The organism is Microcystis sp. M015S2 (assembly GCF_020245945.1).
In the GTDB taxonomy this organism is placed as follows: domain Bacteria; phylum Cyanobacteriota; class Cyanobacteriia; order Cyanobacteriales; family Microcystaceae; genus Microcystis.
In genome coordinates, this window is record NZ_JADBTX010000022.1 from 1 (window position 1) to 26,753 (window position 26,753).

The following is a 26,753-nucleotide window of genomic DNA, read 5'->3' on the forward strand; positions in this document are numbered from 1 at the left end:
GTTAAGTCTTCCCTGCGGTTTTGATGGGCAAGGTTTGCCAATTGGTTTACAATTAGTGGGTAATGTGCTGCGCGAAGATCAATTATTTCACGTCGCCCACGCCTACGAACAGGCCACCGATTGGCACAAACGTCAACCATCTTTTACAAATTGATACAATTGCCGGTGGCTATTTCTTAATTGGGGACAATTTACCGAAAAAGCTGTTACTTCGTCAACCCAATTGCTCAAAAATAGGAGCTTACGGAAGAACACAATAAAAAACTTCTGCTAAACTAGGGGCCTCTTTTTGAGTTTAATTGCGTGAAAACTGACAGTATTTTCTATCAACTCTTACAAAGATTTCCCGCTTGTTTCTTTGATTTGTTGAACCTCCCCCCCGAAACCGCCAATTCTTATCAATTCTCCTCGGTGGAAGTTAAACAATTGTCCTTTCGTCTCGATGGAGTCTTTTTGCCTGATACAGCCAATCAGCCTATTTATTTCCTAGAAGTACAATTTCAGAAAGATAATAGGTTTTATTCCCGTTTCTTCAGTGAAATCTTCCTCTATCTCCACCAAACGGACTTAAGCAACAACTGGCAGGGAGTGGTTATTTATCCTCGGCGTTCAGTGGAAAGCGTAGAGACGGCTCGTTATGGGGAGTTAATCAACTCAGGCAGGATTTTACGTTTTTATCTCGAGGAATTAAGGGAAGTGGAATCCCTGGGAATATCGATGTTACAATTAATTATAGCACCAACCACAAGAGCGATCGAGCAGGGAAAACAATTAATTCCACGGATTAGACAAGAATTACCTAAGGTCAAACAACAGCAAGAACTTTTAGAATTGATAGAGACAATCTTGGTTTATAAGTTACCCCAAGTCAGTAGAAAGGAGATAGAAGCGATGTTTAGTTTAAGTGATTTAAAACAAACTAAAGTTTATCAGGAAGCTTTAGAGGAAGGTAGAGAGGAAGGAGAATTAGCGGCAAAATTAGCCTCTATTCCTCGTTTATTGGCATTAGGATTAAACTTTGAACAGATAGCACAAGCTTTAGAATTAGATATCGAACAGGTTAGACAAGCAACTCAAGGGGAATAGGAAAAGTTCAACGTGATCGCACTAAGGTTCGATAGCGTATCATGCTAAACGACTTTTATACTATAGCAGACAGACTAGCTGTGTCATCATTAGACATCTCCTAAAAAGTAGAGACAATTCATGAATTGTCCTACCGAAAATCTCAAAAAAAAATCGCCCCGCCTAGCGGCGGGAGACAAAGGGCAAAAAGGCAAAAGAGCAAAGGGTTAAAGTCCTGGGGAGACACACGCAACCCGAAAACCGAGGTCGTCGTTGTGGAAGCCGGGGCTGCTCCCGTTGCGGTCGGCAGAACGACAGTAATTAGGGTTGTCGTACCAAGAACCGCCGCGCAGACATTTTCGAGACTGAGAACGATTATCATTATCAATCCACGCCGTGCCATCATCCGGCGCTCCAGCATAGCTATCATGCCAATCGTCTTCGCACCACTCCCAAACATTGCCACTCATGTCATACAGTCCCCAAGCATTGGGCTTTTTCTGTCCCACAGGATGAGTTTTGTTACCAGAATTTCCCTCATACCAAGCGTAATTTCCTAACTGATTATCATTATCACCAAAATAATAGCGAGTGGTTGTCCCCGCACGACAGGCATATTCCCATTCCGCTTCTGTGGGTAGGCGATAGGTTTTCCCTGTTATTTGACTCAATTTCTGACAAAAGGCTTGAGCGTTGTGCCAACTAACATTTTCTACTGGATTTTGGGGATTATTTTTAAAGTAAGAGGGATTGTTTCCCATTACCGCTTGATATTGTGCTTGAGTAATGGGATATTTGCCAATGGCAAAACTGTTGACTTTAACTTGGTGTGGAGGCTTTTCATCATCACTTTCAGAAGAACCCATGAGAAATTTACCTGCTGGTAAGCTTACCATCTCTAGTCTTATCCCATTGGCTAGTTTTTCGGTAAATGGAGTAGGTGAAGCAATTGGGGGTATTGGTGACACAGGCATCCTGACTGCTGCTTGTTGAACAGGTTGTAAAGCATTTAAAACCTGTTGTGCCGTCCATCTTTGTTTTCTATCTTTTTGCAAACAACCTTCAATAATTGGTTTAAACTCTTTCGGTAAACTAGGGATTTGTAGCTCACAATTCATCACCTTTGCCATTAATTGGTTAATATCATTATTAAACTTATAGGGAAGTTGCTTAGTCGTCATTTCGATTAACATAATACCCAATGACCACAGATCCCAAGCTGGTGAAATATCCCCCCTAAAGGCTTCGGGAGGCATATAAATAATTGTCCCGCTATTATGTACTGTTTGAGTGTGGCTTTTGTTATTTAAAGTTCTAATTAAGCCAAAATCTGCTAACTTGTATTGTTGATTAACCTTGAGGATATTACCCGGTTTTAAATCTCGATGGACTTTATTTTGTCCATGAAGATAATTTAAGCCTTGGGCGACTTGAACAGTAATATTTTTAATCTCCCCCGCTGACAAACCGCCTTTTTGAATGTGATTTTCTAGGCTACCCTGTGCCAGTTCCATCACTAAATAAAGCATCTCCGTATTGAGAAAACGAAATTCCCCGACGGAATAAGCTTTAATTAAATTAGAATGTTCTAATTTTCTGGCATTTTGTAACTCAATTAATTTATCATCGCTACTTTCGGGAATAACTTTAATTGCCACTTCTTGAACCGATGTATTTCTGACTATTTCACTGGCATGAAATACACCTCCAAAACCCCCCGCACCGATAAACTTATTCAGACGATAAGAGTTTATTTGTTGTCCTTCTAACATCTTCATCATTTGGTCTAGCATGATAATAACTCCTGAATTAGTCAATTTTTCCGTTGTGTAACTATCCTATTAAGTGAGTGGTTTTAACGAAGGCAAAAGGCAAGAGGCAAAAGCTTTATCGAAATGTGTAATTAATTTTGCTGAGGTACTTATTAAATTATAAGACAATTTGGCTGGAAATTCGATCGGTAAAAAATCAACAATTGGTTACTAATACTAAATCTGGCTATTAAATACTGATTATTTATTCCCCTTTTTGCCTCTTGCCGTTCGTCTGTCCTCCTAAGTAGCCTATACTCAAAGGATTTAGTATTAGTATGACATTGGGTGTCGGTCATCTCATTATATTAAAAAAGGTGGGCGATAAACCCACCAGAAAAATAACCCAAAAACCTTAACGATAATTAGGACTTTGGATATCTCTAAGACGCGCTTCGGGGCGTTTAAATCTGTCCATTTGTGCCTCAAAGAATTGACGATTTTTGAGTAAATGTTTGGGATTAGGATCGTCGAGGGGATAGAGTAAAGCCGTGCGTAGAGCTTGAATAACTGCCGAAGTAACATTATACATCGAGCGCTGGAAACTAATCCCCAATTGAATCAAAATATCGTCTTCCCCCCGGCAGTTTTGCTGATAGTAATCAATCAGATATTGGGGTAAAAAATGATACATATCATCCATTAACAACGTCGGCGGAATTCCCGCAGTACCCACGGGGAAAACATCCGCATAAAGAATGCCATAGTGAAAGTCTTTTTGTTCGTCAGGAACCTGTTTTGCTTGGGCATTATAGGACTTTGTACCCCGGAAGGGAGCAGTACGATAAAAGACCGCTTCCACATAGGGTAAAGCCGCTTCATAAAGCCAAGTAAAAGCCTTTGATTTGGGGATAATTTCGTAGCATTGACCATCAATATAAACGTGATGATAAATCGGCCGGCCAGCGATGGCAAAAATACCATTAACGAGGAAATTCATGGCATCAGGAACACCTTTAAACCCTCCTTCATCGTAGATATCAGACATCTCGAAAAATACCGGGGCCATCACTTCCCAGAATAGTCCTAAATTGGAGTAGTAGGACATCATCCGCACCTGTTCCAAAAACATATCGGGGAACAGGTCATAAAGTTTCATCATCACCGGGTTTTTCTTGAAATAGGCCTTAATAGCGCGGTCGGCATTTTGGCGATATTCTTCTGAATCAAGATAGGCATCAAATAAACCCCAACCCATATCGCGGCCATGCCATAACATGGCTTGCATACAAGCTTCAGCAAATTCCATATTAACGCGGTCATGCCAAAGATGATGGATTAATCTGGGCATTTTTCTGGTTTTACCTTTATCCATGAATTCTAACAATTCAGGGTGAGCGGAACCCGTACCGCGCCAGATGCGTAAATCGGCATTATCGCCAGCGTAATGATTTTGTAGGTCTAGGTATTCTTGGGGCAGAAAATATTTAAAAAAGGGCAAAGGATCGAGGAAAACTCGTTCGGCAATATAGAGCAGATCTCGCCAATAAAAATCCATCGGCACGGCATAAGCTTTATAAATGCCGATAATTTGCATCAGGTTTTCGGGAGTATCCGGCAACATGGATCCACCCGCTTCTAAACGATAGATAATGTCGGCGAATTCGTGATTAGAAGGGGGAATTTTGGCTTTGATTAATGTCCCAGTCATAGTTTTAGGTAAAGTAATTAGCAGCGGTTACAATAATTCGGAAACAGCAAGGGATAACTAACTATTACTCAAAAATTTACCCCGATTCAACCAGTTGGTTTTTGAGGACTTTTGCGGAGATTTTTTGAAGACAAAACTAGGTTTTGCTTCTCCCGATAAGCTGGCAACCATCGAGTTAGTGGTGGGTTCAATCCAACGGACTAAATAATTGGGTTGAATGCCTAAAAAGACGATTAATACCATTAGGACAAAAGCGGGGATAGTTTCCGATTTCAGGACTTTGGGATAGTAGGCAAGTTTATTATCCAATTTACCAAAACAGGTGCGATTAAGCAGGATAACAAAGTAAACCGCCGTTAAACCGGAAGCGATGATACAGAGAACCGTCTGCACGGGAAAACGGGAGAAACTACCCTGAAAAACGATAAATTCCGCCACAAATCCCACTAATCCGGGAATCCCGGCGCTGGCCATACCGGCGAGAATTAATAGGGCGCTAACCAAGGGTAAACCGCGAATTGGGTTCATTAAACCGTTTAAAACGTCTAAATCTCTAGTTCCGGCTTTGCGTTCGACGATGCCCACCAGATAGAATAAGAGGGCGAGAATAAGACCGTGGCTAATCATTTGCGCGACGGCACCAAGGACGCTTAAACCCGTGCCGGCGGCGGCTGCTACCAGTATATAGCCCATGTGACCGATCGAACTGTAGGCCACCATGCGTTTAATGTCTTTTTGGGCAATAGCGCTCAAAGCACCGTAAATAACGCTAATAACGCCGACAATTGCCAGTCCGGGGGCGATTAAAGACCAAGTTTCCGGGAATAATTGCAGACCAAAGCGAACTAAGCCATAAGTACCGAGTTTAGCGAGGATACCACCTAATAAAATGGCTGTAGCGGGGGAAGCTTCCGTGTAGGCATCCGGTAGCCAAGTATGGAGAGGTACGAGGGGGATTTTGATGCCAAATCCCACTAACAGCAGAGTTAAGAGCAGTAATTGGGTTTTTTGGGAGAAATCGGCGGTGGAGAGGGAGGAATAGTCAAAAGTACCACCGTTGAGGAAACCTATGCCTAAAAATGCCGCTAGGACTAATAACCCAGAGACAGCAGTGTAGAGAAGAAATTTAATCGAAGCATAGCCACGTTTTTCGCCTCCCCAGATAGCAATCATCAGATAAAAGGGGATTAATTCTAGTTCATAGAAAACGATGAACAGCAGCAGGTTTTTGGCCATTAATGCCCCAGAAACCCCGGCGTTAATCAGGAGGATTAGGATGTAATAAAGTCGGGGACGCTCTATTTTTTCTTCGCTACTATAGATAGCTATTCCTGTCAAGAAACAGCTTAAAATAATTAACGGTAAGGACAAACCATCGACTCCGAGGTTATAACTTAAACCGATTGGTTTTGCCCATTCGCGGTATTCAGAAAATTGAAAGCCATTGCTGGTTAAGTTATATTGGGTCAGCAGATATAAAGACCAAAGGAGGACGGCGGCAACAAAAAAGAGGGTAATTTGACGTAATTTTGCTGGGGCAAATTTATCGGGGAAAAGACCGACGATAATTGCTCCAATTATTGGCAACCAAAGCAGGGTACTGAGCATATTGGTATCGATAGAATTTATAATGACTGGGATGAGAAAAGGATTAGCCAACCAACACGATGACTAATCTAGAATTGACTAAATTAAACTCACTTTGCCGGTATCGAGATCGTAGTAGGCTCCAACAATTTTTAATTGTTTTTTATCTACTAAATCACCCATGACTGGGGACTTGCCTAATTTCTCTACTTGATAGATAACATTGGATTTAATGGCTCGCTCAAGTTTGTTAGAACCGGGTTGTTTTTCGGCCCGATCAACTCCCACCTGTAGGCCATCGATTAAACGACCGATTTGACCGGGGAAACGACCCCCTTCAATGGTGGCTTTTACCGCTCCACAACGAGAATGGCCAAGGACAACAATTACCTTGGCTCCTAACACCAACGTGCCGAATTCGAGGCTACCAATTTCTTCGGAAGTGGCTAAATTTCCCGCTACCCGACAAACAAATAGATCTCCTAATCCTTGATCAAAAACAATTTCTGCCGGCACGCGAGAATCGGCACAGCCCAAAATTGCCGCAAAAGGGGCTTGACTTTCGGCCACTTCTGTGAGTCGAGCTTGATCGCGGTTAGGACTTTTTTTTCTTCGTTCCCAGAAACGTTGATTGCCTTCCATGAGCATAGTTAAGGCCTGGTCTGGGTTCAATCCTTGATTTTGAGCCGTTAGCCATGGCTGGGAATTAACGGCGGTTTGGGCGTTAGTTTTGGACAACTGAGAACCCAAAACAGTGGCGGCTAGACTGGTTCCCAAAAAACCACCACCATAACGGATTAATTGGCGACGAGAGGTGTTGAACATAGGTAGTTGTTTCCATTAATCAGGACAAATCCTATTGTCAGGGCCGGGGATGCTAAAGAAAAGCCTAAGTTATCAAATCTTTAACTGAAAACTAGAGAAATCTGTGATAACAACGGCCAACAGATGATAATACCAATCAAAGCCACCCCCAAAATAATCGACAGAAAGTAAAATTGGGTCTGGCCCGAGACGTTATATTTCAAACTCTGACCACCAAAAACCGTGGCTAATCCCACCAGATTAACGATGCCATCCACCAGAAAGGTATCGATCCAGTTAATAATTTGCGAGATTAGTCCGACGACAAAAACGATGGTAACTTTATACAATTGGGCTGTATAAAGGTCGTTGGCAAAGAAATCTTGAACAGCTTTCGGTTGAAAAACGATCGGTTTGGCGATATTTTCATTCAGGTAAATATAGGCTGCCGGAATTACGCCCCCAGCAGTGGAAAGCACCAAGAGAAAAGCCACTCCCAGATTTAAGTTACTTGGTAATAAATGCCATTGCGCCAATAAAATCGGCAGATGAAGGGCGAAACCCATGGTCACAGTCATGGGGATAACTAGGGGCCAAAGAGCTTCTGGAGAGCGCAGGGTCATCGGTTTGATTTTACCGCCAAAGAAAACGCAAAATTCTCTAGTGACACTAAAAGCAGTTAAAGCATTGACCAACAATAGCACTAATAACAGTAAACCACTGATTTCTGCTAGGCGATCGCCCATGCGGGCTAAGGACCAAAAACCACCAAAGGGAGGCAGTGCAACTAAACTAGCGGCACCGACGAGATAACAAATGCCAGAAACGGGACGACGGGACCATAAACCGCCGTATTGGCTTAAATCTTGGCTGATATTATTCCAAATGATGTTACCCACCACCATGACTAACAGGGACATAGCGATCGCATAAGTAAAGAGTAACACTAAAGCGGTTTCCGTTTGTCCGGTGGCCACAGCGATAAAAATCAGTCCCATGTAGGCACTGACGGAATAGGAAAGGGAGCGCTTGACATCGATCTGTGCGATCGCAATTAACCCCGCACCGATAGCAGTAACAGAGCCAACAATGATCATCACCTGTAAGGTTAAGGGCGATAATTGTAGCACCGGCTCTAATTTCACCAATAACCAAGCGCCAGTGGAAACGACGACGGTATTCCGCAGAATTGTCGCCGGCATCGGTCCTTCCATGGCCTCATCTAGCCATAAATGCAGGGGAAATTGAGCGCATTTACCCATCGGACCGGCAATCAGGGCTAAACAGAGTAAATTAGCCACATTGGGGTTTAAATTGGCTGTGGCCGCCCATTGTGCTAATTCGTCAAAGTTCCAGGTTCCCGCCAGGGGTAAAAGGGCCACCACTCCCATCAACAGGATTAAATCGCCAATCCGTTTGGTTAGAAAAGCATCCCGCGCCCCCGTTACCACCAGAGATTGATTGAACCAGAAACCAATCAGTAGATAAGTGCCGAGGGTGAGAACTTCTAGCACACAATAGCTGAAAAATAGCGAATTACAGATAACTAGGGCGCACATACCCCCTTCAAAGAGAGCCACGAGAGAATAAAACCTTGCCCAACCCCAATCCATTTCTAGATAGGCGATCGCATATACCTGCGCGGCGAGGTTTAAGCCGGTAATTAGCAGTAACGCCCCGATATTAACGACCGAAATCTGCACATCTAAAGATATGCTTAAATTTGCGGCATTTAGCCAATTAAATGCTATGGATTGAGGGGGACGACCCCAAACGGCGAGCAAAGCAAAAAGGCTATGCAAAAAAGCCCAGCAGGTCATGATCAAGTTCAGATAACCGGCCGGTCGCGGGCCGGTTTGCCGGATAATGCCGGGAGACCAGGGTAGAGCCAGAAGTGCGCCCGCAAAGGCATAAAGAGGTACCAACCAGATAGTCTGGCTGAAGGACTCGAACATATAACCACCTCAAGAAGAAAAACGATCCTGAATTAAAGTTTAAGGTTTAATGGCTCACTAATAAATAAGCTGTCACCATTTTTTAAGGGGGCATGAATGGGGATGGTTTGACTAGCTTCCAGCAGGTATTTTAAAAAAGCATCGGCAATCACGGAAAGTTGTTTTCCAGCCAGATAACAAACGTACCAATTGCGCTGAATTGGAAACTGTTCCACGTCGAGGATGGCTAATTCGCCGTTTTCCCCTTCCGAGATGAGAGTATGCTTAGATAGTACCGATAGCCCCAAACCGCCAGAAATAGCCTGTTTAATCGCCTCGTTACTGCCTAATTCCAAGCGCACCTTTACCTTAATATCGTGGAGATTAAATAATTTTTGTACCGCTTGGCGGGTTCCAGATCCCGATTCGCGCATAATAAAAGGTTGATGGTTGAGGCACTCAAGGGGGAGATTTTTCTGTCCCACCAATGGATGATCTCGTCGCGCCACCACCACTAGAGGATTTTCGAGAAAAGACTGAGAACAAAGTTCCACTTCTTCCGGCGGTTGACTGAGAATATAGAGGTCATCCTCGTTGTTTAACATTCGCTCTTGCAGTTTCTGATGATTAGTCACTTGCAGGGCGATGTCAATACCGGGATACTGTTGACAGAATGCCCCCAGTAATCGCGGTACAAAGTATTTAGCGGTAGTAATTACGCCTAAAGTTAGCTTTCCCTGTCTAGTTCCCTTAATATCGGCCACTTTCATTTGAAAGTTGTCCAATTTCTTAAAAATCTCTTGACAGGTGAACAGTAATTCCTGACCCGCTTCGGTTAAAAATAAACGTTTGCCAATTTGCTCGAATAGCGGTAAACCCACGGCTTTTGTGAGTTGTTTGACTTGGGTTGAGACGGTAGGTTGAGTGATAAATAACTCCTCGGCCGCCTTGGTAAAGCTACTGTGTCGAGCGGTAGCCTCGAAAACCCTTAACTGGTGCAGGGTTGCCTGTATCAAGTTCTTATCCTCTTCTCAATAACAACTATTTGTCACCATCAATCCTAACGCCTTTATAGATTCTAGTCAATTAACTTTTTGATAAATATAGACTCTACTAGATATAACCGCAGCTTAAGACCATTTTTCAGCTTTTTCTCCCCACACCCCACACCCCACACCCCACACCCCACACCCCACACCCCACACCCCATCTCCCCAATTCATAATTCATCATTCATCATTCATAATTATCTTGCTACAATCAGAAAACAACCATCTATTAAAATTAAAAGACAATGGTTAGTTATCTTGATATTGACGACGATCTTCTTTTCCCAGATAGTGATGGTCAACCGATGGCAGATAATACCGAACAATATGAGTGGATTGTTAAAATTAAGGAGAATTTAGAAATTATCTTTGCTGATGACCCTAGGGTGTTTATTGCCGGAGATTTACTCTGGTATCCTCTGCGTTCTACTTTGGTTTCACCGGTTGCTCCCGATGTCATGGTAGCTTTTGGCCGTCCCAAAGGACGAAGGGGTTCCTATCGTCAATGGCAGGAGGAAAATATCGCTCCTCAAGTGGTTTTTGAAATTCTATCACCGAAGAATACAAAAGCAGAAATGAGTCGAAAATTAGAGTTTTATGACACATATAATGTAGAAGAATACTATTTATATAACCCGATGCGCTGTCGTTTACAAGGTTGGCAAAGACAGGGAGAAAATTTAAGAGAAATTATCCCCATCAATGACTGGATAAGTCCCCGCTTAGGTATGCGTTTTATCTGGGATAAATCTAGTTTAGAATTGTATCGTCCCGATGGAGAGAAATTTTTAACAACTGTTGAGTTAGAGTCTCAAATGCGTCAAGAAAAGAAACGCGCTGATAAAGAAAAGAAACGCGCTGATAAAGAAAAGAAACGTGCCGATAAAGAAAAAAAACGTGCGGATCGACTAGCGGAACGCTTACAGGCGTTAGGATTAACCTTAGAAGAAGAATAATACCATGCCATTACTTTGGAAAAATGGTATTTAGATCAAGTTTTTTCATAGGTTATTAGTAAACAATAATCAGTGAACTGATAACTGATAAGTAGGTAGGCGTTAAAAATTATCAGATGCCCCCCTTATTAAGGGGGGACTAAGGGGGGATCGGCACCCCCCTTATCAAGGGGGGCAGGGGGGATCGAACCTAAAATCCATTTTTAATTTAATTATAACCAGCTACTTAACTGATAACTGATAACTGATAACTGTTTACTGATAGCTAAAAAAATCTTTAAACTTCTAATAAATTTTCTAGGCGATCGAGAACGATATCGGTGATACACTTAATCCGGTATAAACAGGCTTTAGTATCTGTGGAGTTGAAAGTGCCATTTTCCCAATATTTGTTACTACCGGCACCACCCCCACAAACCCCAAAATAATCGCAGTTTTGCCGACATAAATCGACTCCACCGCGCATATCAGCGTAAATTTGTTTAAATTTCTCGGTTTCACAGATAGATTCCAGAGAATCGGTCAAAACATTACCAAAGATAAAATCGCCGTAGGGTTGAGTTTTAATCGATAGTAATTCCGGATCAAAGGTGGAAAAATTACCTTGATTATCAAAATTGACAATCATAAAAGGTCGATTCATATCGGTATTTTCTAAGCGTTCATCCGTATAAATCAAACTACAGATCGATTCAAATTCTCGCAGCTTAAATTCTCCTTGTTTGGCCGTGACTAACTCCCAAAATCTGGCAATAAACTGGCGATAACGTTGTTCAATACCTAATTTATCTAAGGAAGATTGTGAATGAATACCCTCAGTTTCTTCCATATTAAAAGCCACATCGGTAAGACCATGATCCCAAAAAAAGTTAAAAATTTCGTCGGGATAGTCGAGAGAATCTTCTGTTAAAACAGCGATGATACTCACATCAATTTCATGTTTTTGCAAGAAAGAAATCCCCCGCATTGTAGCAGCATGACTGCCAGTTCCCTTGCGGTTTTGCCGGTGGATATCGTGAATAAAAGCTGGTCCATCAAGACTGACTCCCACATAAACATCATGCTTTTTAAATAATTGACACCAAGCATCGTTAATATAAGTGGCGTTAGTTTGTACTGAATGACGAAAACAGTAACCCTGCTGATTATATTTCTCGCTAACTTCCGCAATTTTAGCAAAGGCACTTTCATAAAAACTGATGGGAACTGCTAAGGGTTCGCCGGCGTGCCAGCAAATGGTAAAATCATTTTGGAGAAAACGACTACTAAAAACCCTCTGAAAAATCGGCTCGATTAAATCTAAGGATAGGGTATTTTTTAAATGGCGATCAGGTAAATAACAGTAATCACAATTGAGATTGCAAAAAGAGGTGGGTTGCACGACTACTAAAGTAATTGGGCCACAATCCGACCAATCTATATTTGTATTTTTTTCCATCATTCTATTTTTAAAATTCTCACTTAAGTTATGATAACTGATTCTGGGAAGTGTATCTTAATTCTACCTATACTATTTCCTATTCCCTCAATAATAAATAATATAATTGACCCGGAGTATTAATTAAACCGGCTCGCTCGCCAGCATTTTTTCCTGTTCCCATAAAAATATCTACCCTCCCAGTACCTTTAATCGCACTGCCAGTATCTTGATCGAGAACATAGCGACTAACTAATTTTTTATTAAGATTTCCCTCGGGAATTTCTGTCTCAATTACTGCTAAAGCACCGGGGGGAAAAATACTTTTATCTGTAGCGATCGATCTTTCCGGTAAAACCGGAACTCCAATACTACCAGTGGGAGGCGCACCGTGGGTTTCTCGAAAGAAAATAAACCGATTATTGCGGGGGATATAATTCTTTAATTGCTCAGGATTACTTCTGAGAAAATCCAAAACCATTGGTAAGGTTAAACCCTCGGCGGGAAAAATACCATCGGCAATCATTTCTTTTCCCAGACTTGTGTAGGGATGCTCGGTATTGCCATCAAAACCAATGCTCATAATTTGACCATTAGGTAAACGTAATTTCGCCGAACCTTGCACATGAACTAAATAAGCTTCTAAGCGATCTTTTAACCAGACTAATTCGTATCCCGCTAGACGGCTATTTTCCCCCAGTAAACCATCTTTTCCCTCTAATTCTACCCTAGCTGGATGGGGTTTTGACCAGCGAGAAAAGTTAGCAGGTCGGCGATAAAGAGGATATTTATATTCGGCGTTTTTTTGCTGGCTTGCTTGATAAATTGGCTCAAAATAACCAGTAAATTTAACATTTCCCTGGCTATCATTACCTAAAGAACGATACCAAATAAATTCTTTTTTAACTGCCTTTTGTAGAGCTGCGGGAGTGGGAGAATTCTGCACTAATTGACGAAAACGTACTAAGGAACGATAGACTCGCTGACGAGTTATTTCAGGAATAGGATAATTTTGATAGGCGCGGATCGCCGCCGAGCTATTCAGATAACGTAAACTATGATCGAGCGCTTGTAGTAGGGTTTTTTTGTCCGTTAGCAGTCGTTCATCGTATCCCGTAGATGTTCCTAATTCTGAGATTTCAAAACGTTCTAGGGGCAAATTTGCGGGGGTGAGGGCAATTAATCCCAAGCTGAGGGGGAGGAGTGTCAAAAGGTGTTTCATGGTGACAGGAGTGGGCAGCTATTGACTCGATTAACCATCAAGAAGGATAAATGAGAAAAGTTGTTTCTTATTTATATCATGAGGATAGTTGTTGCCGATAAATCTTAATTTGTTCCAAGCGAGGGCCGACCTTAGAAATGATGGTAAATTCTAAATTTTGGTAATATAATTGTTCTCCCACCTTCGGTATTTTTTGCCAATGATGGAGGACAAAACCAGCTAGGGTTTGGTATTCATCGGCCAAGGGTAAACTTAAATTTAATGCTTTGTTCACGTCCTCTAAATTCATTTGTGCTTGTACGAGAAAAGTCGATTCATCGAGGAGTTGATATTCCACTGTTCCTGATTGATCACTGGGGGGAAAAGTTCCCAGAATCTCGCCGATTAAATCTTTTAGGGTTAATAAACCGGCTGTTCTGCCAAATTCATCCACAATGATAACCATCTTTAAGGATGATTCCTGCATCACTGTCAGTAATTCATTTAAAGCAGTGGTTTCGGGGAAAAAACGCACAGGTTTTAACCAAGGTTTAATCGGGGTTGTTAAATTTAACTGACCTTCGGCAAGGGGTAAAGCTAAATCTTTAAAATCGATCAAACCACGGATATCATCACCGGAATCTCCTGCCACAGGATAACAAGAATAGCCGCTGTTAACTACTTGGAGCAGTAATTCCTCAAAAGTTGCGGTCGAGGAAATAGCTATTAAACGGTTATGGGGAACCATGATTTCTGCGGCAGTGATTTCGCTAAACTGGAAAACATTATTTAAAATTTTCCTTTCCGCTGCTTCTAATCCCGTTAATTCCCCTTCCATGCTGATAATTAATTGTAATTCCTCGGAAGTTACCCGACTAGAACGCTGTAGATCCACTTCGGGGATACGGGTTAAAACCAATAAAAAACGAGTTGATTGATTAAGAATACCGATAAAAGGCTTAAAAATCCGGGAAATAACGCCAATAGGTGCCGCTAATAATCGCGCCATCGGTTCGGCATAAATTAAAGCTAGGGATTTGGGATAAAGTTCCCCAAAAACTATCTGGAGATAGGCCACGATTAAAAAAGCTAGACAAAGAGAAAAACCATGGGAGAGAAGATTTTGCCAGTTTAAAGAAAAGGGTAAAAAACTTAGTAATTTCTTCACAAAAACGGTCATGGTACTCTCCCCGATCCAACCTAAAGCTAAACTAGAAAGGGTGATACCTAATTGGGTAGTGGAAAGTAAGCGATCGAGACTTCTTTGTAGAGATTGGACCGTCTGCGCTGGCACATCTCCCGCAGCCACTAGCTGACTGATGCGGGTACGACGGACAGACACAAGCGAAAATTCGGCCGCTACGAAAAAAGCATTGAGCGCGATTAGTAAAAAGACTAAAATTAAACGAGTCAATAAATCCTGATTATCCATAGCGAAAAGGCAAAACTCGCCTTTTTTAAAGCCTATCCTTTGGTTTCGTTCTTTGATTGCGGTTTGTTTTTCTGTTGTTGCATATAAACTCTCACTCTTTTCAGCACCTCTTCTTCCTTCACGGGGATAAAAGTTTGATTGCGACCATAACTGGTGCGATCGTTGGTAAACTTTTTAGCAGGGTTGATATCCGGTTGACTGACTCCCTTCAGGGAGGCGAGTCCCAATTGATAGGCTACCCAACCGCTACCGAAGCCGGCGGCTAACATGGCTACCATCAAAAGGAGTCCTAACTGCAAGGAGGTGCTGATTGAAAATTTTTTCATCTTGGTGGGGCTGAATTTTCACGTTCAGAGTAATTACCGATCTATAATGAGTTAATAGTATAACCCAGGGTTGGCCGAGCGGTTGAGGCAACGAACTCATAATTCGTGCTAGGCAGGTTCAACTCCTGCACCCTGGATAGTTTTGATGGCTTCAGGCGATCGGGTTTGACTGCACTAGAGATAAGTTAATCTTGTCTTTGTTGGTGCAGAACACAATCTTTTTAAGCCGCTGCATACTAAGGCGATCATGTCAAGAACTCCAGAGTCTCTTTTTCTAAGGCTCTGTCTTAAAGCGGTATTCAGAGTGTAGGGTGCGTTAGGCGGTTACTAATTTGGTCAAAAAACCAAATCAACAATCCGCCGTAACGCACCAAAATCAGCAAGATACCTACATTAAAAAGAGTTAATTTTCGCCATTTTTTGTGAGGGATTCCCAAGGACTAAAAACTTTGGTTGAGGTGAAATTAAAATCTTTAATATTACGGGTGACAATAACCAAATTATATTGGTAAGCTGTGGCTGCTATTAAGCTATCGATAATCGGTAATTTTCTACCGGTTGCTTCAGATTCACCACAATGTTTTGCCCAAATATCAAGTATATTGTTGCTCAATGGTAAAATTCTGTCAGCAAATCTTTGTTTTATTTGATTTAACCAATGTTCTAGCTTACGATAACGAGATGGTTGAGATTGTTTTATTTTGATGATTCCTTTTTTGAGTTCAGCTAAAGTTAAAACACTAATAAATAAACTCGCTTCACTTTGTTCATCTACCCACTGAATAACCTGTATATTTGGGGTTTTCTTAATATATTCTGAAAGAACACAGGTATCTAATAAATAATTCATCAAAAAATCTCTCTACCTGTATCTTTATCCCGTTCAAACAAAATCTCATCTTCTTCTAATTCTGGTAGTAAAAGAAATTCTGAGAGTTTGCTTTTCATTTTTTCCGTGTCATTTTGTTTCTTTTCTTCACCATCTTCTGTAAGAAGAATAACCCGAACATCTTGATCTTTTTCTAAATATCTAAGATAATCTGATGGAATTTCTACAATTCCTTTATTGATCGTTGTTTGAAATTCATAAGCTTTCATTTTTTCCTCCTTAATTTAATTATTAATTAGATCGCCGACGAGTGTAGGGTGCGTTAGGCGGTTACCAATTCGGATAATAAAACAAAATCAACAATCCGCCGTAACGCACCAATTATATTATCTCTTGTTTCAAGGCTCTGCCTTGAAACACAATATTTAAGGCTCTGCCATATATCTAACCAACAGAAGCTAGGAGATTGATACCAATTCAGCAGTGGTGTCTTCTGAAATAAATTGTCGGAAGTCTAAGACTTCGATAAGAACTAGCATATCGTCATTAGAATAGTGTAAGATAACCTGTCCATCTTCTTCTGCATAACTGATAGGTTTATCCGATAACTCAATTAACAGGGTATCAACATCTTTACTGTATTTAATCTTTTTCATATCTACTTGTCTTTCCAGGGTATAAAGTAATGATCAGGATAAAAGCACTGAATTCTCGACAAATAACTCGTAGAACTAAGTTTTCATTTAATCTCCTTTGAAAGATTATCTTTGGTTCTGGCAATATTTCTATTTTATCAGAATTACAAATCGTATCAATAATAAATTCTGGAGAAATATTTAGCCCGTGATTAGCAAGGATGTCGATTTTAAATTTCCCATGATCGCTAAATCGAATCTCTTTCATAATTCATCATTCATCATTCATCTCAGGTATCGAGTTCCGCAAAATGCGATGTTTACGTAATCAAAACCCCTAAAATTACCCTTGACAAAAGACCTGAGATTGTTATATCCTACAGGTTACAAGTCTTTGCGCGAGAGAAGAGAAAACCCCCACCTCACCCCATTCATCCCAATGAAATAAAAAACTAAAAATCCCCAAATCCTCCTCGCAACCACAATAGGGGAGGTGAGCGGGGGATGCTTCCCGCAAATTAAAAGTTAAGTCAGAATACTCCAACCATTTACCTCTTTTTCTCCAGCCGACGCGATCGCAGAATTTATTCCACACTCGTTCATTATACACTCTCGTGCCACCGAGACTCTCATAGATTTCTTTCTGGACGCTGAAGCCAAATTTGCCGTTACTGTAGTGTAGCCAGAGTTGGTTAATAGTTCGTAAATCTTCGCAGGGGAAATTATCAATATCCTCCTCTATTCTCAACCATCCTTCCGTTTGCCTTCCGGCGACCTGAAGCATAACTTTACTTGTTTCTTGGTCTGCTTCTTTCCACTTTCCTGCTGCTAGGAGTTGCTGTAATCGAGAATAGTTAACACCCCGAGCACTTTTAAGCACAATATTAGCAGCAACTTTAGGCGGTGCTGGTATTTGAATAACAGGAGTTGCTGGTGATTGTATCGAAGTTGCTGGTGATTGTCCGGTCAAATCTTGTAAAATCTCCCTCGCTGACTGATAACGCTTTCTTGTCCCAAATTCGATCATTTTATCAAGAATGCGCCCTAAATCATCCCGAACATTATTATTGACTAAAAACTGTCTCCAGACCCATTCATGGTCACTGGTATCAAATAAATCAAAAGGTGAAACCTGAGTTAACAAATAAATACAAGTGACTCCTAAACTATACAAATCACTAGGATTGTTCGCCTTACCATTAGCTTGTTCTGGTGCGACATATTCCGCTGAACCGATTACCGTACCAGTAACAGAACGGTTAAGAGGTGTAACAACTCTAGATGCGCCAAAATCCACTAAAACCGCTTTCTTGTCTGAGTTACGTCTAATAATATTTTCTGGTTTAATGTCTCGGTGAACTACTCCCTGACTATGGATAAAATCTAAAACTGGCAAAATATCCGTTAATAAAGCTTTAATCTTCGCTTCATTAAATACACTTTGGCTTTTCAATTCTTGCTCTAAGTTTTGTCCTTCAATATATTCTTGTACTAAATATTGACGGTTATCATCATGATTGAGATAGGCGAAAAGTTCAGGAATTTGGGGATGTTTTCCTAATTTTTCTAATTGGATTGCTTCTTTTTCAAATAATTCTGAGGCTTTCTCAATTGTATCAGTTCCCTGAGCCGAGGGAAAAAACTGTTTAATCACACAATAAGGTCGAGAAGGCTTACTGTAATCTATCGCCTTAAAAGTTCGACCAAATCCTCCTTGACCAATTAATTGAATTGCTTGATAACGCTCTTGTAAGAACAATTTAGAGCGGCACTTTTCACAGAATTTATGGCCATCTTGGTTAGCGGCGGAACAATTGGGATTGAGACAAAGACTCATAGTTTTTACTCCTTTAAGTAGTTGGGTTGACGTTAAAAAAGTAACTGTTGGTTATGTTGGGTTTCGTGTTTTAACTGTTGGTTATGTTGGGTTTCGTGCCTTAGCAGTTGGTTGTGTTGGGTTTCGTGTTTTAACTGTTGGTTATGTTGGGTTTCGTGCCTCAACCCAACCTACGGTACTTCTTCCTACTTTACATTTTTACATGAACTAACCCTAAAGCCTAAACTAGGTTGACCTATAACCACAAAAAAACCCGCTGGCGCGGGCTTTTTTCACAAAACCAAAGTTTTAATTAACCTAACAACGCTTTTGCCTTCGCTACCACGTTATCCACGGTAAAACCGAACTTCTCTAGAATCACACCCCCCGGAGCAGAAGCGCCGAAGGTATCAACCCCCAACACATCCCCCTCATCGGTGATGTAGCGATGCCAACCCATGGTTGAACCCGCTTCCACTGCGAGACGTTTTTTCGCTGCTTTAGGAAGTACCGATTCTTTGTATTCTGCCGATTGTTCCTCGAATAGCTCCCAACAGGGCATAGAAACGACGCGAGCTTTAATTCCTGCTTCTTTCAACACCGCAGCCGCTTTATCGCAGAGATACAACTCGCCACCCGTACCGATGAGAATGACATCGGGAGTACCTTCACAATCGGTGATAATATAAGCACCTTTAGCCACACCCTCAAGGGAAGTTCCCGCTAAATTAGGCAGATTTTGACGGGATAATGCTAGTAACGTCGGGCGCTTAGTTTCGCTCACCGCTACTTTATAAGCACCGGAAGTTTCCGTACCATCCCCCGGACGCATGACTAAGAGGTTAGGAATAGCTCGCAGAGAAGCAACGTGTTCCACGGGTTGGTGAGTCGGTCCATCTTCCCCTAGGGCAATGGAATCGTGAGTCATTACCCAGATGACGCGGGTTTCTGACAATGCCGATAAACGGATAGAATTCCGCATATAGTCGGTGAAAATCAGGAAAGTCGCCCCGTAGGGAATCAATCCCGTGTTATGGAGAGCAATACCGTTACAAATCGCCCCCATCGCGTGTTCCCTTACGCCAAAATGGACGTTACGCTCATGATAACTGCCTTTTTGGAAATTACCAAAATGCTCTAATTCCGTGTAGTTAGAGTGGGTTAAATCCGCCGAACCACCGATTAAACCGGGTAAAACCCCCGCAAGCGCATTTAAGCAGATTTCCGAGTGTTTACGACTAGCGAGCGCCTTATCTTCGGGTTTATAAACAGGTAAAGCTTGCTCCCAACCTTCCGGCAGTTGACCAGTGGTTAACTGTTCAAATAAAGCCGCTTCTGCGGGATATTTGTCCTGATATTCGTTAAATAACTTATTCCAGTCCGTTTCTGCCGTTGCTCCCTTGTCCACTGCTTGCCGGAAACGATTTAACACCTCATCGGGAACCACAAACGGCTCGTATTGCCAACCTAACGCTTTCCGGGTTAACTCGATTTCTGTTGCTCCTAAAGCTGCCCCGTGAACATCGGCGGTATTAGACTTATTGGGGGAACCATAACCGATGGTGGTGGTGATTTTAATCATCGAGGGTTTATCGGTGACAGCTTTGGCAGCAGCGATCGCATTGGCAATGGCATCTAAATCGGTGTTACCATTCTCGACGTGCTGAACGTGCCAACCGTAGGCTTCAAAACGCTTGCTCACGTCTTCGGTGAAAGCGATATCGGTGGAACCATCGATCGAGATATGGTTATCATCATAGAGAGCGATTAACTTGCCTAAACCCCAGTGACCGGCTAAAGAACAAGCTTCCCCGGAAATTCCCTCCATATTGCAACCATCACCCAAAATGACATAGGTGTAATGGTCGATAATTTTGGCATCCGGTTTGTTAAAACGGGCCGCTAAATGGGCTTCTGCTAAGGCCAAACCGACACCATTGGCAATCCCTTGACCCAGCGGACCGGTGGTCACTTCCACCCCTTCCGTGACGAAATTTTCGGGGTGGCCGGGGGTTTTCGATTTCCACTGCCGGAATTGTTTAATTTCCTCTAGGGGAACGCTATCGTATCCGGTCAGGTACATCAAAGCGTACTGCAGCATACAACCGTGACCGGCGGAGAGAACAAAACGATCGCGATTGACCCATTGGGGGTTTTTCGGGTTAAAACGCAGGAATTGATCCCAGAGGACAAAGGCCATGGGTGCGGCTCCCATGGGCAGTCCGGGGTGTCCCGATTTAGCTTTTTCCACGGCATCCACCGCTAAAAAACGCACCGCATTAATACAAAGTTCTTCGAGGGATTGGGAGGCGACAACCATAATGTTTTTTAGAATGAACTACAAAAATAAGACCAGGTTAAAGAGGGAGCCACTCACAGATTACTCTTTCAGGGGCATCGACTCAAGCATATTTTCTAAAAGCTAAGGTGACGTTATGGCCACCAAATCCAAAGGAGTTGGAAAGGGCAGCGTTAACTATCTGCTGACGACTTTCGTAGGGGACGTAATCGAGATCACAATCGGGGTCAGGATTGTCCAGGTTGAGAGTCGGGGGAATCCGATCATTAGCGATCGCCATTACCGTGGCCACGGCTTCAATACCACCAGAACCGCCTAAAAGGTGGCCTGTCATCGATTTGGTGGAACTGACGGGGATTTTGTAGGCCGATTCTCCTAAAGCTTTTTTAATCGCCTTGGTTTCCGTGGGATCATTGGCCCCTGTACTGGTGCCGTGGGCGTTGATATAGCTAATTTCCGCCGGAGTCAAACCGGCATCTTTGAGCGCTAATTCGATCGCTCTGGTGGCCCCACGACCATCGGGAACCGGTGCCGTCATGTGATAGGCATCGCAAGTCAGACCATAACCGATCATTTCGGCGTAAATCCGCGCCCCACGGGCTAAGGCCGTTTCTAATTCCTCTATAATCAAGATTCCTGCCCCTTCCCCCATAACAAAACCATCCCGATCCTTGTCAAAGGGACGACTGGCCCGGGTGGGGTCATCGTTGCGGGTGGACAGGGCCTTAGCGGAGGCAAAACCAGCCAATCCTAGGGGGGTAACGGCGGCTTCCGTCCCACCGCAGATCATTCCTTTGGCCAAACCCCTTTGTACTAGACGAAAAGCATCGCCGATGGCATTGGAACCAGCAGCACAAGCGGTCACGGTGCAGTTACTCGGTCCCTTGGCCCCCGTATGGATAGCGGTTAAACCGGCGGCCATATTGGCAATCATCATCGGGATCATGAAAGGACTACACCGGCTCGGACCTTTTGTCAAGTAAATTTCCTGTTGATCCTCCAGCACTTTTATGCCGCCTACGCCCGTACCGATTAGTACACCTATATCATCGGCATTGAGAGCGTCGATAACTAATCGAGAATCTTGCAGTGCTTGTAAACTGGCGGCGACGGCAAATTGAGCGAAACGGTCCATGCGCTTTGCCTCTTTGCGATCCACATAGTCGTGGGGGTCAAAACCCCGCACTTCCCCAGCAATGCGACAAGCGTGACGGGAGGCATCAAAGTGGGTGATTAAACCAATGCCACTTTTGCCGTTGATTAAGCCTGTCCAATAGTCTGCTAGATTATTGCCGAGGGGAGTGATTGCACCCATCCCCGTGATGACAACCCTTTTTAATGGCAATTCTGTCATGTTTGTTCAAAAATAAGGGCAGATTTTGCCCCAGATATTTAATCCTAATTGTCAATTTTCCCGCAATAATTAGGCGGTTGCTCCTACTTTCTCGTTAATATACTCGACAGCTTTGCCCACAGTGTCAATTTGTTCGGCCGCTTCGTCGGGAATTTCAATATCAAATTCTTCCTCTAAAGCCATCACTAACTCGACCACATCAAGGGAATCCGCTTTCAGATCATTGGCAAAGCTTGCTTCAGGGATAACTGTATCCGGATCCTCTACTTCTAATTGTTCCACAACAACTTTTTTAACTCGATCGAAAATGTCTGCACTCATGGATGTCAATTTTTATCCGCTGGTTTACCGGACTCTAGCCTCTAGGGTCTGGGGAAATGGGGCGGTGTTACCATTTCCGACAATAAATTTCGGTTAGCTTTTTCACTGACCATTTTTCATCTTACTGGAAGTTGTTCCCCTCTTGATGAAGTTTTTTCTCGATCATCGGGGAAGTGGGGAAGTGGGGTAGTGGGGAAGTGGGGTGTGGGGTGTAGGGAGAATAAATAAAAATAATCTCCTGAATCCTGACGACCGAATAAAAAGCAAAAATATAACGGATAACTCTGAAATTAAGATAATAATCATGGCTGACCATTACCCCAATTCCAGAATTATCCGTTTTTTTTAGGTTTTCTTGACTACTGTTCGGCGGTGGCCAATCCAGTTTCGGTGCTGCCGCTGCTGCGACGACGGGTGAGAGTATTAAAGAGCATAATTCCGATCGCTTTGATCAGATTACCTTCCAACTCTTGGAACATTTTCATGTTCATGCCAAAAGCGGCGTTAGCTTCGGCGACAATGCGATCAGCCATGGCTTGATCTACCGGTAACTCGTCGAGGGTTTGACGATAGTGGTTTTTGTAGGCTTTTTCGTCGGTAATATCTTTGAAATCATAGAAAGCCGTGCCACCAGTTTCCAGATTCATCGCTTTTTCGGCGATTTTTTTCAAGATTTGCCCCCCGGACAGATCGCCGAGATAACGGGTATAGGAATGAGCGACTAATAATTCGGGTTCTGTTGTGGCGATTTCCCGAATCCGGTTAACGTAGGCCTGACCTGCGGGAGATAAAGCGATCTCGTTGCGCCAATTGGGACCGTAATAAAAATATAAATCCTGTTCCAGCGCATTTTTGCGATTGAGTTCAGGAAAACAGATTTTAGAAACGACCGGATGACTAGGAAGTTTTTCCATCTCCTCCTCCATGGCCGAATAGACGAAGTAGAGGTTAGCCACCAGTTTGCGATAGGAAGTTTTTTCTACCACACCCTTGAGAAAACACTTGACAAAACCGACGTTTTCTGCCATGGTGTGGGATTTTTTCGTGCCTTCCCGCAGTTGAGTTGATAAATTAACGCTCATATTATGATCACCTGTTGGGATGAGTAGAATGGATCGGGTTCGTTACAGATGCTTACTAAAACCGCCTATTTGGGTAGATTAAACTGAATTGATCGGTAATTTTATTAAGAATTTTTACAGTGCCGCCGGGGGAGCTTAGGGGAGAAATTTAGCTCTAGCAGGACTTGACCGCCAGTTAAAACCGGTATCGATCGAGATGGCGCAATTGTAAAGATTAGTGAAAAACTGCTCCCTAGTTGATCTCGGGGAGAGAGAGGGTATAATTTAGCACCAATATCAATTCTTGCTCGACATTCTTCACACTTCTTGGCAATTCTTAACATTCACGAGACTTATATCAGCAAAATTTCACAAATTAAAACCGAATTTAGCAATCATGCTTATAATCAGTACAGGATTCTTTATGTTGTGCTAAACTCAAGCCCTTGAGAGACAAAGCCCTAGTTGCGATGTCAGCGAGAACACATTTAGCAACCCCCTACCCAAACCCTTAGTCATAACACTCTGGTAATGCCCCGAATACTTGTAATCGATGATGATCCTGCAATCGCGGAATTAGTCTCCATCAACTTGGAGATGGCGGGTTATGACGTTAATCCCGCAGAGGACGGGATTAAAGGCCAGGCCTTGGCCGTCCAGTTACAACCCGATTTAATCATGCTGGATTTAATGCTGCCCAAAGTCGATGGTTTTACTGTCTGTCAGCGTTTGCGACGAGATGAACGCACGTCCGACATCCCGATTTTGATGCTCACAGCCTTAGGACAAACCCAAGATAAAGTGGAAGGTTTTAATGCGGGTGCTGATGATTACCTGACCAAACCTTTCGAGGTGGAGGAAATGTTAGCTAGGGTACGCGCTCTCCTCAGACGCACCGATCGCATTCCCCAAGCCGCTAAACACTCAGAAATACTCAGTTTTGGACCTTTAACCCTGGTTCCCGAACGTTTTGAGGCAGTCTGGTTTGAAAGTGTGGTCAAGTTAACCCATCTAGAATTTGAGTTACTCCACTGTCTTCTCCAACGTCACGGTCAAACCGTTTCCCCTAGTGATATTCTCAAGGAGGTCTGGGGATACGATCCCGATGATGATATCGAGACTATTCGCGTTCATATTCGCCATCTGAGAACGAAACTAGAACCCGATCCCCGTCACCCTCGCTATATTAAAACCGTTTACGGTGCGGGTTATTGTCTGGAGTTACCCACCAATGAACAGGTGGTGCTTGATTCATCGGCGGCAACGGTTTAAACAGGGAGCAATTGTCTAGATAGGCAATAGGGACAATTGTTTCCTCGCTCCTCCTCCTCTTCAGATTGAGAAGGTTTGACCGGCGGTTGGGTTTTGATGGCTATGGCTGAGGCCTCTTTTTAGCCCTGACTATAACGAGGGGAAAACACCCCCAGCAAGTCAGGACAATGGCGAGAGTAACTAGGGCTGGCTGAATAAATCTAAAAACCTTGTTGGGTAAGACTTTTAGACCTTTTAGAAATCAAAAAGTACCGGATCCCGGAGTGATCGGGGGGAAAATTCAGGTACTTTTTCCCTGAAAATTAGGTAATTGACCCCCTCAAAATCGGTAAAACCCTACACCCCACACCCCACACCCCACACCCTGCCCCCACAAAAAACTTTTTCAGCAAGCCCTAACTACTGGTTCACGGTAAATCCGTCGCCCCCATCAAAAAGCGATCGCATTCCCTGGCAGCCCCGCGGCCTTCATTAATCGCCCAAACCACCAAACTTTGACCACGACGACAATCCCCCGCTGCAAAGACTTTAGGTAAGCTAGTGGCAAATTGACCGTGTTCGGCCTTGATATTGCTGCGAGCATCCTTTTCTAAGCCTAAATCATCGAGTAAAGGCTGTTCTGGTCCCAAAAATCCCATGGCTAATAGAACTAATTGTGTCGGGATGAATTTTTCGGTTCCTGCTACCGGTTGGGGGATAAACTGCCCTTTTTCGTTGCGTTGCCATTCCACCCGTACCGTGTGAATCCCTGTGACGTTGCCCTCGCTATCCCCCTCGAATTTAGTCGCCGTGGTGGTATAAACCCGGGGGTCATCGCCAAAACGCGCGGCCGCTTCCTCTTGTCCATAGTCCAGACGGTAGATTTTCGGCCATTCGGGCCAGGGATTATCGGCGGCCCGTTCTCGGGGCGGTTGCGGCATGATCTCTAATTGGGTGACGCTACGGCAGTTATGACGCAGAGAAGTCCCCACACAGTCGGTTCCCGTGTCGCCACCGCCGATAATTACCACGTCTTTACCCGCGGCCGAGATAAAATCCTCCCCCGGTTGTCCATCTAATAGTGCTTTTGTATTAGCGGTGAGAAACTCCATGGCGAAGTGAATGCCCTTTAATTGGCGACCTTCGATGTTTAAATCCCGGGGTTTGGTGGCCCCGGTACAGATAACCACGGCATCGTATTCGTTTAATAGGTCTTGGGCGCTGATATCCTTGCCCACTTCCGTGTTACAGACCATTTTTACCCCTTCCTGTTCGAGCATCTGGAGACGACGCAGAACGACTTCTTCCTTATCTAACTTCATGTTGGGGATACCGTACATTAATAGCCCCCCGGGGCGATCGGCCCGTTCATAAACTGTCACCCAGTGACCGGCTTTATTTAACTGGTCGGCGGCCGCTAATCCAGCAGGTCCAGAACCGATCACGGCCACTTTTTTGCCGGTACGGATGGCGGGGGGATTGGCAGTAATCCAACCGGATTCCCAACCTTTGTCAATAATTGAACATTCAATATTTTTGATCGTAACGGGGGGATTATGAATACCGAGAACACAGGAACCCTCACAGGGAGCGGGGCAGACTCTACCGGTAAATTCGGGGAAATTATTGGTTTTATGAAGGCGATCGAGGGCTTCTCGCCACAATCCTCGATAGATTAAATCATTCCATTCGGGAATCAGGTTATTAATCGGGCAACCACTGGCCATGCCACTAATTAGCGTTCCCGTGTGACAAAATGGTGTACCACAATCCATACAACGGGCGGCCTGATTGCGGAGTTTATCTTCTGGCATGGGAAGATGAAACTCATCCCAATTATGAAGGCGATCGAGGGGGGTAAGTTCGGAAGGAAGTTCACGCAGGAATTCGATAAAGCCAGTCGGTTTGCCCATAGTCTTTGTTATCTCTGTCGTTTATTCCCTATCTTCCTTCA

Annotated in this window: 22 protein-coding genes, 1 tRNA gene and 1 pseudogene; 5 read left to right on the top strand and 19 right to left on the bottom strand. The window is 43.4% G+C overall.

The window, feature by feature from the left end:
* A pseudogene (locus tag IM473_RS05195) lies at window positions 1-154 on the top strand (amidase family protein); the annotation flags it as partial.
* 149 nt (window positions 155-303) lie between these two features.
* Window positions 304-1,086, top strand: coding sequence for an Rpn family recombination-promoting nuclease/putative transposase (locus tag IM473_RS05200; RefSeq protein ID WP_287658079.1), 783 nt, complete (start codon window positions 304-306; stop codon window positions 1,084-1,086).
* A 206-nt stretch (window positions 1,087-1,292) separates the two neighbouring features.
* On the opposite strand, the gene IM473_RS05205 is transcribed toward IM473_RS05200, so the two are convergent.
* The 6 genes from IM473_RS05205 to IM473_RS05230 all read right to left on the bottom strand — a co-directional run bounded on the left by IM473_RS05205 (window position 1,293) and on the right by IM473_RS05230 (window position 9,868).
* Window positions 1,293-2,858, bottom strand: coding sequence for an SUMF1/EgtB/PvdO family nonheme iron enzyme (locus IM473_RS05205; protein ID WP_287658080.1), 1,566 nt, complete (start codon window positions 2,856-2,858; stop codon window positions 1,293-1,295).
* A gap of 373 nt (window positions 2,859-3,231) precedes the next feature.
* Complete coding sequence (locus IM473_RS05210; RefSeq protein WP_004268382.1) at window positions 3,232-4,527, bottom strand: CO2 hydration protein; 1,296 nt, start codon at window positions 4,525-4,527, stop codon at window positions 3,232-3,234.
* Window positions 4,528-4,584: 57 nt separating this feature from the next.
* Window positions 4,585-6,135 (bottom strand): NADH-quinone oxidoreductase subunit M, encoded by a 1,551-nt coding sequence (locus IM473_RS05215; RefSeq protein WP_004268383.1) that lies wholly within the window; start codon window positions 6,133-6,135, stop codon window positions 4,585-4,587.
* A 78-nt stretch (window positions 6,136-6,213) separates the two neighbouring features.
* On the bottom strand, window positions 6,214-6,939 hold the full coding sequence (locus IM473_RS05220; RefSeq protein WP_159251894.1) for a carbonic anhydrase: 726 nt from the start codon (window positions 6,937-6,939) through the stop codon (window positions 6,214-6,216).
* Between the two features lie 80 nt (window positions 6,940-7,019).
* Window positions 7,020-8,873: an NAD(P)H-quinone oxidoreductase subunit F gene (locus IM473_RS05225; protein ID WP_287658081.1), complete on the bottom strand. Its 1,854-nt coding sequence runs from the start codon at window positions 8,871-8,873 to the stop codon at window positions 7,020-7,022.
* A 32-nt stretch (window positions 8,874-8,905) separates the two neighbouring features.
* Window positions 8,906-9,868: a LysR family transcriptional regulator gene (locus IM473_RS05230; protein WP_287658082.1), complete on the bottom strand. Its 963-nt coding sequence runs from the start codon at window positions 9,866-9,868 to the stop codon at window positions 8,906-8,908.
* A 278-nt stretch (window positions 9,869-10,146) separates the two neighbouring features.
* On the opposite strand from IM473_RS05230, the gene IM473_RS05235 reads away from it, so the two are divergent.
* On the top strand, window positions 10,147-10,857 hold the full coding sequence (locus tag IM473_RS05235) for a Uma2 family endonuclease (protein WP_287658083.1): 711 nt from the start codon (window positions 10,147-10,149) through the stop codon (window positions 10,855-10,857).
* Between the two features lie 277 nt (window positions 10,858-11,134).
* Here the strand turns inward: IM473_RS05235 and grrM are convergent, their stop codons facing one another.
* The 4 genes from grrM to IM473_RS05255 all read right to left on the bottom strand — a co-directional run bounded on the left by grrM (window position 11,135) and on the right by IM473_RS05255 (window position 15,233).
* Window positions 11,135-12,295 carry a cyclophane-forming radical SAM/SPASM peptide maturase GrrM/OscB gene (gene grrM / locus IM473_RS05240; RefSeq protein WP_004268394.1) on the bottom strand — a complete coding sequence of 387 codons (1,161 nt, stop codon included), beginning with the start codon at window positions 12,293-12,295 and terminating at the stop codon, window positions 11,135-11,137.
* Between the two features lie 79 nt (window positions 12,296-12,374).
* Complete coding sequence (gene mltA / locus IM473_RS05245) at window positions 12,375-13,496, bottom strand: murein transglycosylase A (RefSeq protein WP_287658084.1); 1,122 nt, start codon at window positions 13,494-13,496, stop codon at window positions 12,375-12,377.
* A gap of 76 nt (window positions 13,497-13,572) precedes the next feature.
* On the bottom strand, window positions 13,573-14,907 hold the full coding sequence (locus tag IM473_RS05250; protein ID WP_287658085.1) for a hemolysin family protein: 1,335 nt from the start codon (window positions 14,905-14,907) through the stop codon (window positions 13,573-13,575).
* 32 nt (window positions 14,908-14,939) lie between these two features.
* On the bottom strand, window positions 14,940-15,233 hold the full coding sequence (locus IM473_RS05255; protein WP_287658086.1) for a hypothetical protein: 294 nt from the start codon (window positions 15,231-15,233) through the stop codon (window positions 14,940-14,942).
* 64 nt (window positions 15,234-15,297) lie between these two features.
* Here IM473_RS05255 and IM473_RS05260 point away from each other — a divergent pair.
* Window positions 15,298-15,370 (top strand) — tRNA-Ile (locus IM473_RS05260).
* 266 nt (window positions 15,371-15,636) lie between these two features.
* Here IM473_RS05260 and IM473_RS05265 read toward each other — a convergent pair.
* The 8 genes from IM473_RS05265 to IM473_RS05300 all read right to left on the bottom strand — a co-directional run bounded on the left by IM473_RS05265 (window position 15,637) and on the right by IM473_RS05300 (window position 23,569).
* The gene (locus IM473_RS05265) at window positions 15,637-16,083 is read right to left on the bottom strand and encodes a type II toxin-antitoxin system VapC family toxin (RefSeq protein ID WP_287658087.1); all 447 of its coding nucleotides are present in this window, start codon (window positions 16,081-16,083) and stop codon (window positions 15,637-15,639) included.
* Window positions 16,083-16,331 carry a hypothetical protein gene (locus IM473_RS05270; RefSeq protein WP_287658088.1) on the bottom strand — a complete coding sequence of 83 codons (249 nt, stop codon included), beginning with the start codon at window positions 16,329-16,331 and terminating at the stop codon, window positions 16,083-16,085. The genes IM473_RS05265 and IM473_RS05270 overlap by 1 nt, the downstream gene beginning before the upstream one ends.
* Before the next feature lie 189 nt (window positions 16,332-16,520).
* Window positions 16,521-16,718 carry a DUF2283 domain-containing protein gene (locus IM473_RS05275; protein WP_287658089.1) on the bottom strand — a complete coding sequence of 66 codons (198 nt, stop codon included), beginning with the start codon at window positions 16,716-16,718 and terminating at the stop codon, window positions 16,521-16,523.
* A 349-nt stretch (window positions 16,719-17,067) separates the two neighbouring features.
* Window positions 17,068-18,534, bottom strand: a complete 1,467-nt coding sequence (locus tag IM473_RS05280) for a GUN4 domain-containing protein (RefSeq protein WP_287658090.1) — start codon at window positions 18,532-18,534, stop codon at window positions 17,068-17,070.
* A 292-nt stretch (window positions 18,535-18,826) separates the two neighbouring features.
* Entirely contained in the window at window positions 18,827-20,833 is a 2,007-nt protein-coding gene (gene tkt, locus IM473_RS05285) for a transketolase (protein ID WP_287658091.1), read from the bottom strand.
* A gap of 82 nt (window positions 20,834-20,915) precedes the next feature.
* Window positions 20,916-22,166: a beta-ketoacyl-ACP synthase II gene (gene fabF / locus IM473_RS05290; RefSeq protein WP_287658092.1), complete on the bottom strand. Its 1,251-nt coding sequence runs from the start codon at window positions 22,164-22,166 to the stop codon at window positions 20,916-20,918.
* Between the two features lie 69 nt (window positions 22,167-22,235).
* Window positions 22,236-22,487 (bottom strand): acyl carrier protein, encoded by a 252-nt coding sequence (locus tag IM473_RS05295; protein ID WP_287231851.1) that lies wholly within the window; start codon window positions 22,485-22,487, stop codon window positions 22,236-22,238.
* Between the two features lie 359 nt (window positions 22,488-22,846).
* Window positions 22,847-23,569 carry a biliverdin-producing heme oxygenase gene (locus tag IM473_RS05300; protein WP_287658093.1) on the bottom strand — a complete coding sequence of 241 codons (723 nt, stop codon included), beginning with the start codon at window positions 23,567-23,569 and terminating at the stop codon, window positions 22,847-22,849.
* 510 nt (window positions 23,570-24,079) lie between these two features.
* Between IM473_RS05300 and rpaA the strand changes: the two genes are divergently transcribed.
* On the top strand, window positions 24,080-24,820 hold the full coding sequence (gene rpaA, locus IM473_RS05305; protein WP_002798623.1) for a two component system response regulator RpaA: 741 nt from the start codon (window positions 24,080-24,082) through the stop codon (window positions 24,818-24,820).
* A 407-nt stretch (window positions 24,821-25,227) separates the two neighbouring features.
* On the opposite strand, the gene IM473_RS05310 is transcribed toward rpaA, so the two are convergent.
* Window positions 25,228-26,712 (bottom strand): glutamate synthase subunit beta, encoded by a 1,485-nt coding sequence (locus tag IM473_RS05310; protein WP_287658094.1) that lies wholly within the window; start codon window positions 26,710-26,712, stop codon window positions 25,228-25,230.
* Window positions 26,713-26,753: the final 41 nt, after the last annotated feature.